Here is a 15,992-nt window from a genome sequence, read left to right on the forward strand (position 1 = left end):
CCTTGAGTACGCTGCGCTCCGGGTCACGGAAAACCACCATTTTCGGCTCGTCATCATCTGAATGTCGATTGGCTCTAATCCAAAGCCGCCCGCCTGTCAGCCTTCCAACTGGCGCTGCAGGGCGCGGATGTCCGCGTCTATGTCCGGATTGCTCTGCCGCAATTCCTCGATCGTGCGCACCGCGTGGATCACGGTGCTATGGTCGCGCCCGCCGAAGATACGGCCGATCTCGGGCAGGGAACGCGGCGTCATCTTCTTGGCCAGATACATCGCCACCTGGCGCGGACGGGCGACCGCCCTCGCCCGGCGCTTGGAACGCATTTCCGCCGCGTCGATCTTGTAATGCGCGGCACAGGCCTTCTGGATCTCGTCGACGGTGATGCGGCGGGCATTGGCCCGCACCGCGTCCGCCAGCATCGCCTGCGCGAACTCCAGGTCGATCGATCGACCGGTGAGCTGGCCATAGGCGATCAGCTTGTTGAAGGCGCCTTCCAACTCGCGCACATTGGAACGGATCGACCGCGCCAGGAAATCGACCACCGCGTCCGGAACCGGCGGGTCGCCCGCAATGGCGCGCTTGGCCTCCAGGATCGCGAGGCGCAGGTCGAGCCCGGCGGGACGGATGTCGGCCACCAGCCCGCCGGCGAGGCGCGAGAGGATGCGCGCATCGATCGCGTCCAGCATCTGCGGCGCACGGTCGGCGGTCACGACGATGCGGGCGCCCGAATCGATCAGGTCGTTGATCGTGTGAAGAAACTCTTCCTGCGTCGAACCCTTGCCGGCGATGAACTGGATGTCGTCGATCAGCAGCAGCCGCGCCGCGCGCAGCCGCGCCTTGAACATCATCGTTTCGTTCGCCCGCATCGCGTTCACGAATTCCATCATGAACCGCTCGGCCGACATGTAGAGCACGGGGGCTGAGGGCGAATGCGCGGAGAAGCCCTGCGCGATGGCATGGAGCAGATGGGTCTTGCCCTGCCCGGTGCCGCCATGGATGAAAAGCGGGCTGAAACGCGGCTGGCTCCTGCCCGCCATGGCCTGCGCGGCGGAGAAGGCGAGATGATTGGTCTCGCCGGTCACGAACTGGTCGAAGCTGTGGCGCGGCTGGAAATTCGATGCGGGGGCCTGATCGTCCGCCACCCCGCCGTCGTTCACGGCAAGGGCCTCGGCCGGCGGCAGTTCCAGAACCCGGGGCCCCACCGCATTGGGGGCGCGGCGCAGGCGCACCTCGCGCACGCCGGCGCCGGCGCAGCGCCATGCCATGCGCAGCCGATCCCCGAACTGGCCCGACACGAAATTGGCCGTGAAGTCGGAAGCGAACAACAGGTCCAGCGTCTGCGATTCGGGGCAATAATCGCCCAGTTGCGCGGCCTTCAGCCACTGGTCGAACATGCGCGCGCCAATGTCGCGGCGCAGCCCGGCGCGAATGGTCGCCCAGGCAGTCTCCAGGCGCGCATTCTGCTGCGTGTCGAGACCGCTCAAACTTCCAATCACTGCCGTAATATCCTTCATAAACAGTCGACCCCCATCAACTGCACCCCATAGGCAGGGGCGATGCGACGCAGAGACCCGTTCCGGAAAAGCCCCGCCTTCCCGAATCTCGTGCATCAACCAACCATCTGATGACCGCCGGAAATTCGATTCGAGTGGCGGCCGGAGGATCAAAATAGACAGGCCTGCTTCGCCGGATCAAGGGCGCTGCCAGTCAAAAATGTGAAATAAAGCCGTTGACTCGGCAAACCCCGCAGAAAAGGCCGGTTTGAAAAATTACCCAGCGATTTCAATATATTATTCTCGCCTCCGGACCCTCCCCCCTCTCGAATCGAAGGAGAATCGCCGGAAATCGGGGCTTCCTCCAAAATGACCTTTTGGTGAATGAAACATGAAAAAGCCCGCCCCGCATCGACTGCGGGGCGGGCCTGTTCTGACCGACGAGCTGGAAAGTGGCTGGGTCTTAACCGAGCGCGCTGACGCGCTTCGTCAGGCGGCCGAACTTGCGGGCCGCGGTGTTCTTGTGCAGCACGCCGCGGGCGACGCCGCGGGCGAGTTCCGGCTGGACCGACTGAAGCGCCGTGGTCGCGGCAGCCTTGTCGCCGGCGGCGAGGGCGGTTTCGACCTTCTTCACCAGGGTGCGAATCCGGCTGATGCGGGCGCCGTTGATCTCGGCGCGGCGGGCGTTGCGGCGGATGCGCTTCTTGGCTTGCGGCGTATTGGCCATTTACTGTCCTCGGTTCTCGTCAAATCTCGTGAAGGAGCCCATCGGAATCCCCAACCGGCTCTCGTGAAGGTGCGCCCCTTACAGGGGAACAGGGGTTGCGTCAACCGCTGAGCGCCCCGCTATTTCTGGCATTTCGGGCAGAAAAAGGTCGATCTGCCCCCATCCACGCGGCGCCTGATGGGCGTGCCGCAATGGCAGGCTTCCCCCTCGCGGCCATAGACCCGCCATTGCTTGGAGAAATAACCCAGTTCGCCGTCGGGCCGGGCATAGTCGCGCAGCGTCGATCCGCCCGCGGCGATGGCGGCGGTCAGCACCTCCCGAATCGCGTCGACCAGCAGGGCGAGGCGGGCGCGGCCGATCCGGCCCGCTTCGCGCGTCGGGGCGATGCCGGCCATGTGGAGCGCCTCGCAGACATAGATATTGCCCAGCCCGGCAACGATGCGCTGGTCGAGCAGCGCGGCCTTGATCGACGTCGCCTTGCCCTTGAGGGCGGCGGCCAGCGCATCGGCCGTGAAATCCGGCCCCAGCGGCTCGGGTCCCATGCGGGTGAAGGGGTTATGGGCCTCCCACGCCTCGCTGCGGACCAGGTCGAGCGAGCCGAAGCGGCGCGGGTCGTTGAGCGACAGAAGCCGCCCTCCCCCGGTCCCGATCAACAGATGGTCATGCGGCCCGATCTCCGCCGGATCGATTCGCCAGCGGCCCGACATGCCGAGGTGGAAGATCAGCGTGTCGCCGCGGTCGGTGTCGATCAGGCCGTATTTGGCGCGGCGCGACAGGCCGGTGACGGTGGCGCCGGTCAGCCGCTGGCGCAGGTCGACGGGTATCGGAAAGCGCAGGTCGGCGCGGCGCGGCTCGACCCGCGTCAGGAGCGAGCCCTGCAGGACCGATCGCAGGCCCGCGACGGTGGTTTCGACTTCGGGAAGTTCGGGCATGGCCCTCTATGGAGCGCCCCGGACCGCCCGGCAACAGGCCTCTTGCCGCATGCGGCGCGCCATGGACATTTTACCCGATCTCGGAGGTTTCCTCTCCCCGGAAAAATGCTCTAGAGCGTGCGCCCATGAGTGAAACCGCTTCCTTTGGCTATCGCGATGTCGAAGCCGCCGAAAAACAGGGGATGGTCCGCGCCGTCTTCTCAAATGTGGCGTCCAAATATGATCTGATGAACGACGCCATGTCGGGCGGCGCGCATCGGCTCTGGAAGGACCAGTTCGTCAGCCGGGTGAAGCCGCGCCGGGACGAGCTTATCCTGGACATGGCGGGCGGCACCGGGGACATCGCCTTCCGCATGCATCGCCATGGCGCGCGGGTGACGGTTTCCGACATCAATCCCGAAATGCTGGCCGTGGGCGTCGATCGGGCGAGGAAGAAGGGGCTGGAAGGCCTCATCTGGTCGGAGCAGAATGCCGAGGAGCTGAGCTTTGCGGACCGGGCGTTCGACGCCTATACGATCGCCTTCGGCATCCGCAACGTGACCCATGTCGACAGGGCGCTGCGCGAGGCGCATCGGGTGCTGAAGTTCGGCGGGCGCTTCTTCTGCCTGGAATTTTCCACCACGACATGGCCGGGCTTTTCCGACGTCTATGACGTCTATTCGCACCGGCTGGTGCCCAGGCTCGGCAAGCTGCTGGCCGACGATGAGGACAGCTATCGCTATCTGATCGAATCGATCCGCCGCTTCCCCCCCATGCCGGCGTTCGAGCGGATGATCCGCGACGCCGGCTTCGTGCAGACGAAGGTGGAACCGATCCTGGGCGGGCTGGTGGCGATCCATAGCGGGTGGAAAATCTGATGGGGCGCCCGTCACGTCCTTCTCCCGCAGGGGAAGGGCATAAATAGCGATGCCTTCCCACCTCACGCATATCTGGCGGCTGCTGAAATGGGGCCGCACCCTGGCGCGGCATGGCGCGCTGACCGGGATCGAGCGCGATCCGCTGACGCCGACGCCGGTGCGGCGGCTGGTGCGGGTGGCGCGGCTGGGCGCGCGGGTGCCCCGGCAGCCGCGCTATGCCGACGCCTTCCAGTCCATCGGCCCGGCGGCGATCAAGCTGGGCCAGACGCTGGCGACGCGCCCCGACCTGGTGGGGGAGGATGCGGCGAACGACCTGCTGCGCCTGCAGGACGCCCTGCCCCCCGTGCCGTTCGCCACCATCCGCGCGCAGATGGAGCAGAGCTTCGGGCGGCCGCTGGAAACTCTCTACAGCCGCTTCGACGAGGTGCCGGTGGGCGCCGCCTCCATCGCGCAGGTGCACCGCGCGGTGACGACGGACGGGCGCGATGTCGCGGTGAAGGTGATCCGCCCCGGCGTCATCGACCAGTTCAACCGCGACATCCAGACCTATGAATGGGCCGCCGCCCATGTCGAGATGCTGGGCGGCGAAGTGGCCCGCCTCCGCCCCCGCCTCGTCATCGCCAACATGAAGCGCTGGACCGCGCGCGAACTCGACCTGCGGCGGGAGGCGGCCTCGGCTTCGGAACTGGGCGAGGCGATGGAGGCCATGCCCGGCTATCGCGTGCCCGCCATCGACTGGGACCGCACGACCGGCAAGGTCATGACGATGGAGTGGATCGACGGGGTCAAGATCTCCGACCGGGACGCGCTGATCGCCGCCGGCCATGATGTGAAGGAAATCGCGGCAAGGCTGGTCAACGCCTTCCTGCGCCAGGCGATCGCCGAAGGCTTCTTCCATGCCGACATGCATCAGGGGAACCTGTTCGTCACCGCCAATGGCGACATCGTCGCGATCGACTTCGGCATCATGGGCCGCATCGACCGGCGCGCGCGGATGTGGCTGGCGGAAATCCTCTACGGCCTCATCACCGGCAATTACCGCCGCGTGGCGGAAATTCACTTCGAGGCGCAATATGTGCCGGGCCATCACAATGTAGAGGAATTCGCCACCGCGCTCAGAGCCGTGGGCGAACCGATGCGGGGCAAGCCGGTGCGCGAACTGTCGGTCGGCGGCATGCTGGACGGCCTGTTCGCCATCACCCGCGATTTCGACATGCAGACCCAGCCGCACCTGCTGCTGCTCCAGAAGACGATGGTGATGGTGGAGGGCGTCGCGACCGCGCTCGACCCCGACATCAACCTGTGGGAGACGAGCGGCCCCTATGTGAAGGAATGGCTGCGCGCCGAACTGGGGCCGGAGGCGAAGGCCGCCGACGCGCTGATCGAGAATGTCCGGATCTTGCAGCGCCTGCCGGGCCTTGTGAAGCGGATCGAGGAAGCCTTTCCGGAAAAGGGCGGCGCCCCCCCTCCGCCGCCCCTGACGGAGGTCAGGCTGATCCGGGTGGGCAGCGGCTGGCGCTATATGCTCGTGGCGTTGCTGGCGGGGATGGCCGGCGCGGGCGCGATGGCGGCGGCTACGACCTTTTGGTGACGCCCGGTTGCTGGTTGCGAGCCCGCCGTCGGGCACGGCCTCGACGCGAACCCGCTACCTTATGCCATTCCGACGCCTCGAACCCGCCCGAAATGGGTGCTGAGCCTAGGGCCTGAACTTCAGCGTGGCCGCCGGCGCCTCGCCGGTCAGCGGCGTGATCTTCCAGACGATCCGTTTCCCCTGCGCCATGTCCTGCGCGCCGTCTTCCTGGTTCTGGCTGACGATCTCCGCATCGGTGGTGAGGGTGAAGGTGCCGTCCAGCGCCTTGGCGGCATCGTCGCCGCCATTGCCGCCCATCGGGTTCTGGCTCTTGTCATAGCCGTTGGAATAGCCCGGCGCCTTCACCCGCGCCCGGTCTTCCCCACGCAGTTCCACCGCCACGAAGGGCAGCACGATCTGCGCGTCGCTGTTGAAGGGAAAAAGGAAGGCGTGGGTCAGCCGGCCGCTGATCGCATAGTCGATCTCGAACCGGCGATTGCCCATGTAGCGGGCCGACCGAAAGCCCTTCTCCTTCGACAGCGCCGCCGCGATCGCCTGCATCTGCTGCTCGTCGCCCTTGTCGTCCTTGACGTCGAAACGCTCCTCGGCCTTGCCCTGCGTCCCGGACCGGAGCGCCGTGCGCAGGCTGCTCTGCTGGTCCCTGGGCGTCGCGCCGTCGATCGGATCGTCATTGCCCGGCATCGAACCCAGGCCCTTGCCCATGTCCGATGCCAGTATCTCGCCCTTATAGGTAAAGCTGAAGCTCCGGTCGGCGCGGATGTCGAGCGTGGAATCGAACCTGCCCGGCGTCACCAGGCAGGCGGAGAGCAGCAGACTGGCCGCCAGCACGGCGGCCGAGCGCAGAAAGACCGTCACGTTCGAACCCCCTGTCGTCCGTGGCCCCGGCCGCTACCGGCTGGCAGCCGCGTAGAGGGCGATCGCCGCCGCATTGGAGACGTTCAGGCTCTCCATGCGCGGGCTGATCGGCAGTTTAGCCAAAATGTCGCAATGCGCCATGCTGTTGTGACGCAGCCCTTCGCCCTCGGCCCCCAGCACCAGCGCGACGCGGGACGTGCCGATGGCCTCGCCCAGCGTCTGCTCCGCCTCGCCGTCCAGCCCGATGCGCCAGTAACCGGCTTCCGCGATCTCATCCAGCGCCCGGGCCAGGTTCACGACCCGCACCCAGGGCACGATCTCCAGCGCCCCCGACGCGGCGCGCGCCAGCACCCCCGATTCGGGCGGCGCGTGGCGGTCCTGCGTCACGATGCACAGCGCGTCGAACGCCGCGGCGGACCGCAGGATCGCGCCGACATTATGCGGATCCGTCACCTGGTCCAGCACCAGCACGGGCCTGTTATCGTCCCGCCCCGCCTCCAGCACGTCGCCCAGCCAGACATCGTCCAGCGGCTCCACCTCCGCCACGATCCCCTGATGCGGCGCATCCGACGGCACCATGCGGCCCAGATCGGCGCCATCGGCATAGACGATGGGCAAGACAGGCGGCAGGTCGAGCGCGTTCAGCGCCTCCCTCGTCCCCCATATCTTGCGCACCACCCGGTCCGGATTGGCGAGCGCGGCGATGACGGCATGCCGTCCATAGAAGCGGGGAAAGGTCCCTTTGGCCTTTCCGGTGCGATTTCCTCTTTTCATGGGAAGCGCTCTTTTCACATTGGGCCATTGACAGGCAAGTCTCCTTTCGCCATTGGAGCGCCCTCCAGCCGGTCGGGGCACCCTCCGACGCCGGTTAGGCGACTGGACAGGTGGCCGAGTGGTTAAAGGCAGCAGACTGTAAATCTGCCCGGGTTTCCCGTACGCTGGTTCGAATCCAGCCCTGTCCACCATCGCTCTGCAAGCGCTTGAAATGCCTCCAAAACCTCGGAAAACTCAGCTTTCTACCCCCGGAAATGGTACACAATCCGGCACAGGAGGCGTAATGGGCAAGTCCCTTGATTGGGTGCGAGAAGAGGCTACCGGAAGACTTATTTTTCGCCGTCGCTATCCCGATGATGTTCGCCCCTTTCTTGCCAAGCCTGGGTGCCGGGAGCTCAAGGTCCCTCTAGGCTCAAAAACATATATCACGCCGGAAGCCTTCCAGCGATATGAACAGGCGAAACGGCGTTTTGATCGGGAGGTCCGAGAAGCGCGAGCCGCACGCAAACGACACGAGAAGGACCAAGAGGGTAGGCTTGATTCCTATACTCCGGACACGATAGCCCACCTTGTAGAGCTTTTCGTGCATGATTGGCATGTCTACGAAGAGGCCTCACTCCGCGCCAAAGGCGAGGCATGGGCCGAGCTGGTCAAGAGCGGCTGGGACGAATTGCTCGGTGAGTTCCGCGAATGGCGGCTGGCCGCGAACATAGAGGCCATGGAAAAGCGTTGGGGGAAAGACGCAGACGCTCTTTTGTCGGCGGAAGGGCTGCTGGTCGATCCAAGCGACCATGAGGGGCGGAGCCGCTTTCTTTACGCCTTGAATGATGCCGCAATAGAATTCCACGAATCATCCGAGGCCAGAACGGCCGGGATGGTCGTAAAGGTCCCGCCAAGGCCCAAACGGCCGATGAACCCCAAAGGCCGCGCTCGGACCGTTTCGGCGCTCCTCGACGCCTATAAGGCCGCCAAATGGGACGGCTGGAGCGTATCGAGCCGCAAAGCAATCTCTCCAGTCATGCGCCTCCTGCGTGAGACTATCGGGGATCGCGATGCCGCTTCCATCGACCGGGCGGCGGCACGAGAGGTATTTGAGCTGGTTAAATCGCTGCCCATGAGCATCGGCAAACGAGCCGAATTCAAAGGCCTTACTGTCCCTGAAGCTATCGCGGAGGGACGAAGGCTAGGAAGCCCAACCATTGGCCCTAACACGGTCAATAAGGGTTACATGGTGCAAATGTCCGCCATCTTTAACTGGGCGGCGGACGAGAAGTGGGCGACTAAGAACCCCTTTAGCGGATTGTCGGTGGACGATCCTGTGGAAGATCGCGACCGCCGCGAGCCCTTCACGATGCCCCAGCTTCAAAAACTGTTCTCGGCCGAGCCTTGGACGTCACGACAAGCGGACGCAGCCGAGAAACCTGGCGGCTATTGGGTGCCGCTGATTGCCCTCTACTCGGGCATGCGGCTGGGCGAAATCACGGGCCTCCGCATTATGGACGTGGCGGACCTTGAGGGCTTCCCCACTTTCATGCTTCGGCCGCATGAGGGGCGCCGCCTAAAGAACAAAGAGAGCCGCCGCAACGTCCCCTTACATTCTGAACTGGTGCGGCTGGGCTTCCTATCTTTCCTGACGCACCGCCGTGACATCGGACGGCCTGAAGACCTCCTCTTTCCGGATGGCAAGGCAAGCTCCCGTGGGCAATCCGGCGCTAAATTGGGCGAGCGGTTCTCCTTGCTTCTGAAAGAGCGGGAAATCGTCGGCACGAAGCTAGGCATGCACAGCTTCCGCCACAACTTTGAGGATGCGTTGCGCCTCATTGGGTATTTCGGGCGGCCAGAAGGACAGGCGCTGGCGGGCCGCAAGATAGCAGGGTCCGAAGGAAATTACGGGTCCGGCTTCACGGTCAGCACTCTTCGGGGCGTGCTTGAGAAGGTGAGATACCCCGAGCTGGACCTTACGCACCTCCAGCCCTGAAAGTCGCTACGGGCCCGCAGGGATCGTTACCTACACCCTCATCCCCGCCTTACCGGGGAAGGCCAAACTCGGCCCGTAGCTCCTACAGCCTACCAGCATCATTCGCGCCCACGCAAGGCAGCTCTGGGCGTCGCACGCACCATCGAAAGGGGAACATCATGGACACTCTATCACCGGAGGAGCGAGAAGCTCTCCAACGTCTTTACAGAGCCCTCCGTCACTTCCGGGCCATGATGGGTCCGACAGTACCTAGCCAGGTCATACAGGCCTTTTTGGCCGTAGCGCTGGACGAAGGGAAAGCCGTAAGCGACTACGCGGCGGCGCTGGGGAGCAACCTTTCGACGGCATCGCGGCATTTCATGGACCTTTCCGACCGCAGCCGAAACAAGGCCGAAGGACACATGATGATTGTTCGCCAGCGGAACCCCATGAATGAGCGAGAGGTCCTCATGTCCCTATCCGGCCAAGGGAAGCTCATGCGGCGGCTGGTATTGGAGACGATGGGCTGTTAGCGGTCATTCTCCGCAGTAGGCGGGTTCTCTTCGTCTATGAGGCGCTGAAGGACCCCTATGGGCGTATCGTCCACAAGCCGGATTATGGCGTCACAGGAGCACCCTACAGTCTTCTGGAGCCTGATGACCCGATAAGGGACATTCAGTTCCTTGCCGCACTTCGGGCAATCCACCTGGGCCTTAATGTCGTCCAGCTCGTTTGCCATGGGGAAGCTATACGACTTGCGAGCCTGAGAGTCACTGAGACCCGCTAGGCTCCTACCGGAAGGCCTAGGGTGGTCATTTTTTGCAGGACGAAGCCCTTAGCCAGCTCTGCCACAATCGAAACGGACCAAGCGCCTACCTTGGCAGCTCCCGCTTTTGTCTTCTGCCAGATTTCGGGGTCCCTCACCGTGCCGAGAAATTCGTGCCCCTGCCAAGTCAAGGAAACATCCTGGAAGAGAAAGCCATATTCCGTATTCGCGTCCATGGCGCAGAAGGCATCCACGAAACCAGCCTGCTTAAGAAGGTCGATATGGTGATGGATGGGGCCTTGCTCGTAGCCGTCTACTTCCAGATATCCCTCAACGGTGGGCGTCGGGTGACCTTCGATCTTCAACAAGATCGCCCTCACTAGGTCCATATCACGCTTCATCTTGATCCCTGTGTTTCCGAGTGTGGATATCCAGTCTAGCGGTACTGCCCACTCAGTCCACCAATAGTCTTTTATCGGGCATCGAGGCCTCAAGGTCCCCCGCGCTGACATTCCAGGCGCGCGCTAGGGCGTCCAGCTCCGCACGGGACACCCGGTCCCCGGCGCTTATCGCCATGAGTCTCTTGGGCACGATGCCCGTCCGTTTCGCTAGCTTCACATAAGGGGTTCCCTTCTGCATCTGCCAGGCGTCAAACCACCTCGATCCTGTGCGGATCATATCGGCTACTGTGTGATTATCGGACCAAGTGTCCAGCAGCTTAGGAATAGGCTGCTCCCCCTTGCGTCTCCGGCTCATCGCTTCTCCCCGTAGGCCCAGATCATCTCCTGCAGCATGGCCTCGTCATAGGAGACCCCAGCGTCTCCCCAAGGCATCGCAAGGTTTCTTCCGTCCTCCAGTCTGATCCTTGCTACGGCCTCACAGGTGGCAAGCCACTCTCCCTCAACAATGCCGCAGGAGTCCATGAGAGCGCCTAGGAGAGCCATGCGGACTGAAAGGGCCTCCGCTGCGATGGCGGGTCGCTTTAAGCGCTGGTGGGCCGCAAATCGATGTAGGCGGGCGCGTTGGGTTTCCATCGGACCCTGCACGGCCGCGAAGGCGTCCACGAGAATATCGCCGGTCAGCTCCACAGCATTGATTTGGTCCAGCGGGACTGGGCAAGGGGAAGGGGCAGCGGTGAAGGGCATTGCGTGCATTTCGATCCTCCAAGGCGACTCAAGGCATGGATGGAGGATAGAACAAAAAGAGAACATATGGAATGGGCGCTTGATCGTGGCTGGCGAATAAGGGACCTTGCAGAACCATCGGATGGAGGTGTCATTGTCTGGAATGCCCAGCCCTGAAGAGTTCGTCGCCAGTTTGAAGCGAATGCATGCAGACACACTACGCGGCATGTCCCTGGCGGAAGCCTCCGGGGATCGGAAAAAGATAAGCGCGTTTCGGAAACTGGTGGCCAAGTCCGAGAAAATGTTGCGACAGTGCGGGATTGATCCGGCCCGCATTTAGGCCGTGAAAGCCGCAGAAATCCGGCAATTATTGCGCATCTAAGAACAACTGTCCCGCCAGCCGCTCGGAGCCTCAGGTTCCGGGCGACGCATTATAACCCATTCTTAGAAGAAAGGAGGCTTTGCGCGGCTGGAAAGCTCCCCGTTCTGAGCGGGGGCCTCATCTGTCAGTCTATCTCCGGTCCGGCCTTAATCAGCTCATAGCCGTTCGCGTCCAGGATCACGGTTCCGCTCGGAATTTCGGTGAAGTCTAAGCAGGGCGGGTCGTCCCTATTCAGCGTTATTTCTACCACGGAGCCCGACCTCAGGCCCTTCTTGTAGCCTTGCGTCACGAAACGGATGACCGTGCCGATAGGTGGAACGGCGTCAATTTCAGACTCGAAGATCGTAGAGCCGCTCAAGTGGATAATAAGCCTCAAGTTTCTTCCCCTTTCACCGCTCCATAACACCGACCTTCCGAAGGCTCCAGCGATGATGGCACCGCTAACCGGGGCGCCCCAGAGATAACTCTGGGTGCGCTCTGCTTCCCTTTCGGCCGACCTCTCGGTAATCGGCTGACAGCGCCAAACTGGCGGTTTTCCTGGCTTCTCGCATTATTGCCCATCTAAGAAGAATTGTCCGTGCCGACATGCCCCGATCGCAGGGGACCAATTCCCCCAACGTGAGAAGAACATGCGGCGTGGGGAAACGGTGGGGGAACGGACGTTACCTAGCTGCCAAGCGCATTGGGTAGAGCTCTTAATGCCCCCCTGTGTCGAGCTGGAGGACACCAAGTTAGTAAATCCGCATAAGGAACTATGAGACTTTAAGAACTTAAAGGTTCTTGAAGGTGGACAATAATAATCAATTTAAGAGATAACATGAAGGAACTTAAAGTAGCGATAAGTCAGCTTAACGCTGCCTCAAGCTCCGTCCCTCAGTTGGTCCTATCTTCAATGGACCCCGGCGAAGGAAAGTCATCAGCAATCTGGGATTTTATCCGCTCCTGTAAAGATGAGGGCTTCCGCGATCATCACGGCGCCTTGATCGTTCTGTCCCGTCACGAAGAAATACGGTCCTATGTGGACCAGGCGGGCCTCTCTCGTCATCACTACGCCGTCACGGTCGCTGAAGGCGACGCTATGAACGAAATGGGCCTGTCCGATCCTGACGCCGCGCCCGTCATCTTCACGACCCATGAGAAGCTCCGCCGCTGGACGACTGGCCGCTCCTTCGCTGATGCTGACAAATTCCATTACCTGGGCCGCCCTCGTACCCTGCGCATCTGGGATGAAAGCTTCCTCGCGGCCCAGCCGGTGACGGTGCGGCTCGACATGCTCAAGGGCATCCCGGCCGTCTTGCGCCCGCTGGACCCGAAAGCCGCTCAAGGCCTGGACGCCATCACGGCCGCTCTGGAGTCCGTAGAGACTCGCCAGTCCGTTACGCTATCTCACCAGCTCTCGGCCTGCCCTTCGACTCTGGCGGCCCTCTCAGGGGCTCAGAAACGGGAATGGGACGGGCTGGTTTCCATCCTGGGAAGAGAAGCAATCATCCTCCGGGATAATCGTATGGGCAGGGTCCTCGCATCGGCTACCGCGCCCCTGCCCGCCGACTTCCAACCCGCTCTCGTGCTCGATGCCTCGGGCAGGGTTCGGGAGACATACCGGGCCATGGAGGAGACTGGCGCCCCGATCCGACGCCTACCAGGGGCAGGGCGCAACTACAGCCGCTTGACGGTCCGCCACTGGGACCGAGCGTCCAGCCGATCGGCGCTAAATGTCCCTGAGACTCGCCGCGAAATACTGGAAGGCGCCGCGTCGGTCATCAACGCTGCCCCCGCTGAAGAATGGCTTATCATCCATCACCAAGCCCGAGGCGCCGATACGGTCCTGGACGAGCTGAAAGCCCAGGTCGCAAATCCCGAGCGGCTCCATTTCGTCAACTGGGGGCGCCACAACGCCACGAACGCCTACCGGCATGTCCGCAAGGTCATGGTGCTGAGCCTCTGGCATCTGACCGACGCCGCCTACACGGCCCACCATATAGCCGCTTCCGGCCGCGTTCCGTCCCAAGGGCTCGACCGTGAGACCATCAGCCGCATTGCAGCCGGGGAGCACCGCCACAACCTCTTACAGGCCATATGCCGCGCCAATGTGCGGAACGGTGCTGATGGTGTTTGCGGGGACTGTGAGGCCTATGTGATCGGAAAGACCGGGAAGGACACCAAGGCGCTATTGGCCGAGACCTTCCCCGGAGCGGCGATAAAGGACTGGCGGCCGTTCGGCGCTGGAGAGCTGACGGGCAGGAGCCTGGACGTCGCTGAGGAAATAAGGCGGCGCTTCGTAGCTGGAGGGGCTGAGCGGGTCCGTAAGATCGACATACGGAAAGCGGTAGGAATGGGCACGGCTCCAGAGTTGGCCCAGGTGCTCACGCGTCCGGCCTTTAAGGCCTGGCTGGCTGGCGAGGGGCTCGTTCTCGGGACGAAGGAGGTTCGCAGGGCCGATAGGGTCTAGATGAAAACGCTAGGTCCCCTGAAAGTCCCTCGCGGCCTCCTTCACGCCCGCGCCGTTATCCCGGACCTAAGCACCCCGACGAAAGCCCCAGGGCGGAGCGCAATCTGCCCAAACACATTGGACAGCAAGGCTTACGTTGTGGAGCCCGGTAAAGGCTGAGCCTGATTATTTTCCCGCCTCTGCAAAGCGCTTCTCGACCCGCTGGATAGCCGCCCGCGACACATCGAATTGTTTTGCCAGTGCGCCCAAGGACACACCCTCCCGACGCTGGGCCGCAATGGCCTCTTGGTCCTCACGGCTCAGGGCAGCTGGCCGCCCCAGTGTCTTCCCCTCGGCCTTAGCGCGGCTCAGGCCCGCTTGGGTGCGCTCAATCAAGAGGTCGCGCTCAAACTCGGCCACAGTATTGATGATGCCCATAGTCATCTTGCCCGCTGCGCTGGTCAAGTCCACGCCACCTAGGGCCAGGCAATGGACCCGCACGCCATCCTTCGCCAACTGTTCGACCGTGGCGCGAACGTCCATCGCGTTGCGGCCGAGGCGGTCCATCTTGGTTACGACCAGGACGTCCCCATCCTCCAGTCGGTCCACCAGGCGCGAGAAGCCCTTACGCTCCTTCGCCGCAACGGACCCAGATACGGTCTCGGCCACCACGCGCTTAGGATCGACAGCGAAGCCCGCTGCCTCAATCTCGCGGACCTGGTTGTCCGTGGTCTGATCGGCGGTGCTGACGCGGCAGTAGGCAAACGTGCGGGCCATCTGGCTCTCCATGTATCGAAACTCTGTATCGGTAAATGACTTGCATCGGATATGGGGTCAAGCTACTTTTCGATACACCCAATCAGATTGTATCGTAATTGTCCATTTTCGATGCAGCCGATTGCTGAGGCAAATGTCGGAATGGTGGCGCGACCTTATCGTTGCCCTCTGCCTGCATATGTCGCCACGCTCTCCCGCTTGTCAGGAGCTGGGGTGAGGGGTTGCCGATCCCCTGCCCGTGCCGTCCCCCTCCGGTCTCCCGCCGCGCAGTCAGGGGGAATGGCAATGCCAATCTCACGGGTCCCTTCCTCCCGCCACCCGTGGTCCCAGCGGCTCAGGCCACAATCCAATTCAAAATTGGCGGCTTCGCTCGAACGAAAAAATTTCCGCTCGGACCTTTCACGCACACACGCCGCCCCAGAAATTTCCACAGGAAGCACATGGCAACTAAACGCACCGGCCGCCCCCGTGGCCGACCACCAGGCGCAAAGAACATTCCGCGCCTAGAGGCCTTCGTGGCCGACAGTCTCTTATCGCCACCTCCCGTCCCGATCGTCACCAAGCCGAAAGGCGCCGCATGGGGGCCGTGGGCCAAGATGACCCCGGAGGAGCGGACCGCCTACGCCAAGGACCTTGCGGCCAAGTCGGCGGCGCTGAGAAAGCCTCGGGGGTCGCCACGGCTCGGCAAGCCCAAGCACCTGACCAATGCGCAGTTTGACGCGGCCGTAGAGGCCCAACGGCCGGTGGTCGCCAAGATCATGAAGAAGATGGCCCAGCGCGGGGAGCTGCCAGATGACTCCGATGCCGTGGAAGCCTTGGAGAGGGTCCTCCTCGTCTTGCGGAGCCCTGTGCCCGTTGCGGACCGCACGGCCGCCGCTCGGGTCATATTGGACTTCACGAAAACCAAGCCGACCGCGAGGACGGAGAGCACCCTTAAGACCGCTGAGGACTATCTGGACGAAATGGCGCGGGAGGGCTGAGGTTTGGGACCAGGTTGCCGCCCGGTCCCGCCCCTCCGCGTTAATCTGCGCGGGCAGTTAACTTGGCCGTCCTGTAGTTAAGAACCGCGATGGGTAGCTTAATCAACACGATGGCAAGTCCGAGTAATTCCGCCGCTACCGTTGGATTATGTAAGAGGTAGGCGGCGATAGATGCAGAAGTAATAATAGTCTGTCCTTAGAGTTGCGAGGCGACCGACCATTCGGCGCAGGCTGCATTTGCCCTGCTTCTCAACGCCCCGCCAGAGCCTTCCAGCACCATATCCTAGTTACGGGTACCTTTTTGGGTCCCTTCCGCCCCATCCGGTTCCATCCGCCACTTTCCGGCCCAGC

At 62.9% G+C, this 15,992-nt stretch carries 13 protein-coding genes and 1 tRNA gene; 6 read left to right on the forward strand and 8 right to left on the reverse strand.

Features of this window, described 5'->3' with window-relative positions; genetic code table 11:
* Nucleotides 1-96 precede the first annotated feature (96 nt).
* From dnaA to mutM, 3 genes are all read right to left on the reverse strand, one after another.
* On the reverse strand, nt 97-1,512 hold the full coding sequence (dnaA, locus tag A8G00_RS05110; RefSeq protein ID WP_025551638.1) for a chromosomal replication initiator protein DnaA: 1,416 nt from the start codon (nt 1,510-1,512) through the stop codon (nt 97-99).
* Nucleotides 1,513-1,954: 442 nt separating this feature from the next.
* Nucleotides 1,955-2,218, reverse strand: a complete 264-nt coding sequence (gene rpsT, locus A8G00_RS05115) for a 30S ribosomal protein S20 (protein ID WP_007687699.1) — start codon at nt 2,216-2,218, stop codon at nt 1,955-1,957.
* A gap of 119 nt (nt 2,219-2,337) precedes the next feature.
* Complete coding sequence (mutM, locus tag A8G00_RS05120; protein WP_103000228.1) at nt 2,338-3,150, reverse strand: bifunctional DNA-formamidopyrimidine glycosylase/DNA-(apurinic or apyrimidinic site) lyase; 813 nt, start codon at nt 3,148-3,150, stop codon at nt 2,338-2,340.
* A 125-nt stretch (nt 3,151-3,275) separates the two neighbouring features.
* On the opposite strand from mutM, the gene A8G00_RS05125 reads away from it, so the two are divergent.
* Together A8G00_RS05125 and ubiB are read left to right on the forward strand one after the other, a co-directional pair.
* On the forward strand, nt 3,276-4,007 hold the full coding sequence (locus A8G00_RS05125) for a class I SAM-dependent methyltransferase (protein ID WP_025551633.1): 732 nt from the start codon (nt 3,276-3,278) through the stop codon (nt 4,005-4,007).
* 49 nt (nt 4,008-4,056) lie between these two features.
* Nucleotides 4,057-5,598 carry a 2-polyprenylphenol 6-hydroxylase gene (gene ubiB, locus A8G00_RS05130; RefSeq protein WP_044661614.1) on the forward strand — a complete coding sequence of 514 codons (1,542 nt, stop codon included), beginning with the start codon at nt 4,057-4,059 and terminating at the stop codon, nt 5,596-5,598.
* 105 nt (nt 5,599-5,703) lie between these two features.
* Here the strand turns inward: ubiB and A8G00_RS05135 are convergent, their stop codons facing one another.
* Together A8G00_RS05135 and rlmB are read right to left on the reverse strand one after the other, a co-directional pair.
* On the reverse strand, nt 5,704-6,453 hold the full coding sequence (locus tag A8G00_RS05135) for a hypothetical protein (protein WP_103000229.1): 750 nt from the start codon (nt 6,451-6,453) through the stop codon (nt 5,704-5,706).
* Between the two features lie 33 nt (nt 6,454-6,486).
* Entirely contained in the window at nt 6,487-7,227 is a 741-nt protein-coding gene (rlmB, locus tag A8G00_RS05140) for a 23S rRNA (guanosine(2251)-2'-O)-methyltransferase RlmB (RefSeq protein WP_061936478.1), read from the reverse strand.
* A 104-nt stretch (nt 7,228-7,331) separates the two neighbouring features.
* Here rlmB and A8G00_RS05145 point away from each other — a divergent pair.
* Both A8G00_RS05145 and A8G00_RS05150 read left to right on the forward strand, forming a co-directional pair.
* Nucleotides 7,332-7,418: transfer RNA gene (locus A8G00_RS05145), tRNA-Tyr, on the forward strand.
* 92 nt (nt 7,419-7,510) lie between these two features.
* Nucleotides 7,511-9,205 (forward strand): site-specific integrase, encoded by a 1,695-nt coding sequence (locus tag A8G00_RS05150; RefSeq protein WP_103000230.1) that lies wholly within the window; start codon nt 7,511-7,513, stop codon nt 9,203-9,205.
* 762 nt (nt 9,206-9,967) lie between these two features.
* Here the strand turns inward: A8G00_RS05150 and A8G00_RS05165 are convergent.
* Both A8G00_RS05165 and A8G00_RS05180 read right to left on the reverse strand, forming a co-directional pair.
* On the reverse strand, nt 9,968-10,351 hold the full coding sequence (locus A8G00_RS05165) for a DUF2513 domain-containing protein (protein WP_025551622.1): 384 nt from the start codon (nt 10,349-10,351) through the stop codon (nt 9,968-9,970).
* Nucleotides 10,352-11,580: 1,229 nt separating this feature from the next.
* Nucleotides 11,581-11,832 carry a hypothetical protein gene (locus A8G00_RS05180; protein ID WP_025551615.1) on the reverse strand — a complete coding sequence of 84 codons (252 nt, stop codon included), beginning with the start codon at nt 11,830-11,832 and terminating at the stop codon, nt 11,581-11,583.
* Nucleotides 11,833-12,273: 441 nt separating this feature from the next.
* Between A8G00_RS05180 and A8G00_RS05185 the strand changes: the two genes are divergently transcribed.
* The gene (locus tag A8G00_RS05185; protein WP_146032567.1) at nt 12,274-13,905 is read left to right on the forward strand and encodes a hypothetical protein; all 1,632 of its coding nucleotides are present in this window, start codon (nt 12,274-12,276) and stop codon (nt 13,903-13,905) included.
* A gap of 165 nt (nt 13,906-14,070) precedes the next feature.
* Here A8G00_RS05185 and A8G00_RS05190 read toward each other — a convergent pair whose 3' ends face one another.
* Nucleotides 14,071-14,661, reverse strand: coding sequence for a recombinase family protein (locus A8G00_RS05190; protein ID WP_025551685.1), 591 nt, complete (start codon nt 14,659-14,661; stop codon nt 14,071-14,073).
* A gap of 515 nt (nt 14,662-15,176) precedes the next feature.
* Here A8G00_RS05190 and A8G00_RS05195 point away from each other — a divergent pair.
* On the forward strand, nt 15,177-15,641 hold the full coding sequence (locus A8G00_RS05195) for a hypothetical protein (RefSeq protein ID WP_128830872.1): 465 nt from the start codon (nt 15,177-15,179) through the stop codon (nt 15,639-15,641).
* Nucleotides 15,642-15,992 lie beyond the last annotated feature (351 nt).

Origin of the sequence: Sphingobium sp. SA916, assembly GCF_002894065.1 — a bacterium.
Taxonomy (GTDB): domain Bacteria; phylum Pseudomonadota; class Alphaproteobacteria; order Sphingomonadales; family Sphingomonadaceae; genus Sphingobium; species Sphingobium fuliginis.

What these genes read in the sequence shown, in the direction of transcription:
- A8G00_RS05185 (WP_146032567.1), top strand. Translation starts at nt 12,274, where the DNA reads ATGAAGGAACTTAAAGTAGCGATAAGTCAGCTTAACGCTGCCTCAAGC.
- A8G00_RS05125 (WP_025551633.1), top strand. Translation starts at nt 3,276, where the DNA reads ATGAGTGAAACCGCTTCCTTTGGCTATCGCGATGTCGAAGCCGCCGAA.
- rlmB (WP_061936478.1), bottom strand. Translation starts at nt 7,227, where the DNA reads ATGAAAAGAGGAAATCGCACCGGAAAGGCCAAAGGGACCTTTCCCCGC.
- A8G00_RS05165 (WP_025551622.1), bottom strand. Translation starts at nt 10,351, where the DNA reads ATGAAGCGTGATATGGACCTAGTGAGGGCGATCTTGTTGAAGATCGAA.
- mutM (WP_103000228.1), bottom strand. Translation starts at nt 3,150, where the DNA reads ATGCCCGAACTTCCCGAAGTCGAAACCACCGTCGCGGGCCTGCGATCG.
- dnaA (WP_025551638.1), bottom strand. Translation starts at nt 1,512, where the DNA reads ATGAAGGATATTACGGCAGTGATTGGAAGTTTGAGCGGTCTCGACACG.
- A8G00_RS05150 (WP_103000230.1), top strand. Translation starts at nt 7,511, where the DNA reads ATGGGCAAGTCCCTTGATTGGGTGCGAGAAGAGGCTACCGGAAGACTT.
- A8G00_RS05190 (WP_025551685.1), bottom strand. Translation starts at nt 14,661, where the DNA reads ATGGCCCGCACGTTTGCCTACTGCCGCGTCAGCACCGCCGATCAGACC.
- rpsT (WP_007687699.1), bottom strand. Translation starts at nt 2,218, where the DNA reads ATGGCCAATACGCCGCAAGCCAAGAAGCGCATCCGCCGCAACGCCCGC.
- ubiB (WP_044661614.1), top strand. Translation starts at nt 4,057, where the DNA reads ATGCCTTCCCACCTCACGCATATCTGGCGGCTGCTGAAATGGGGCCGC.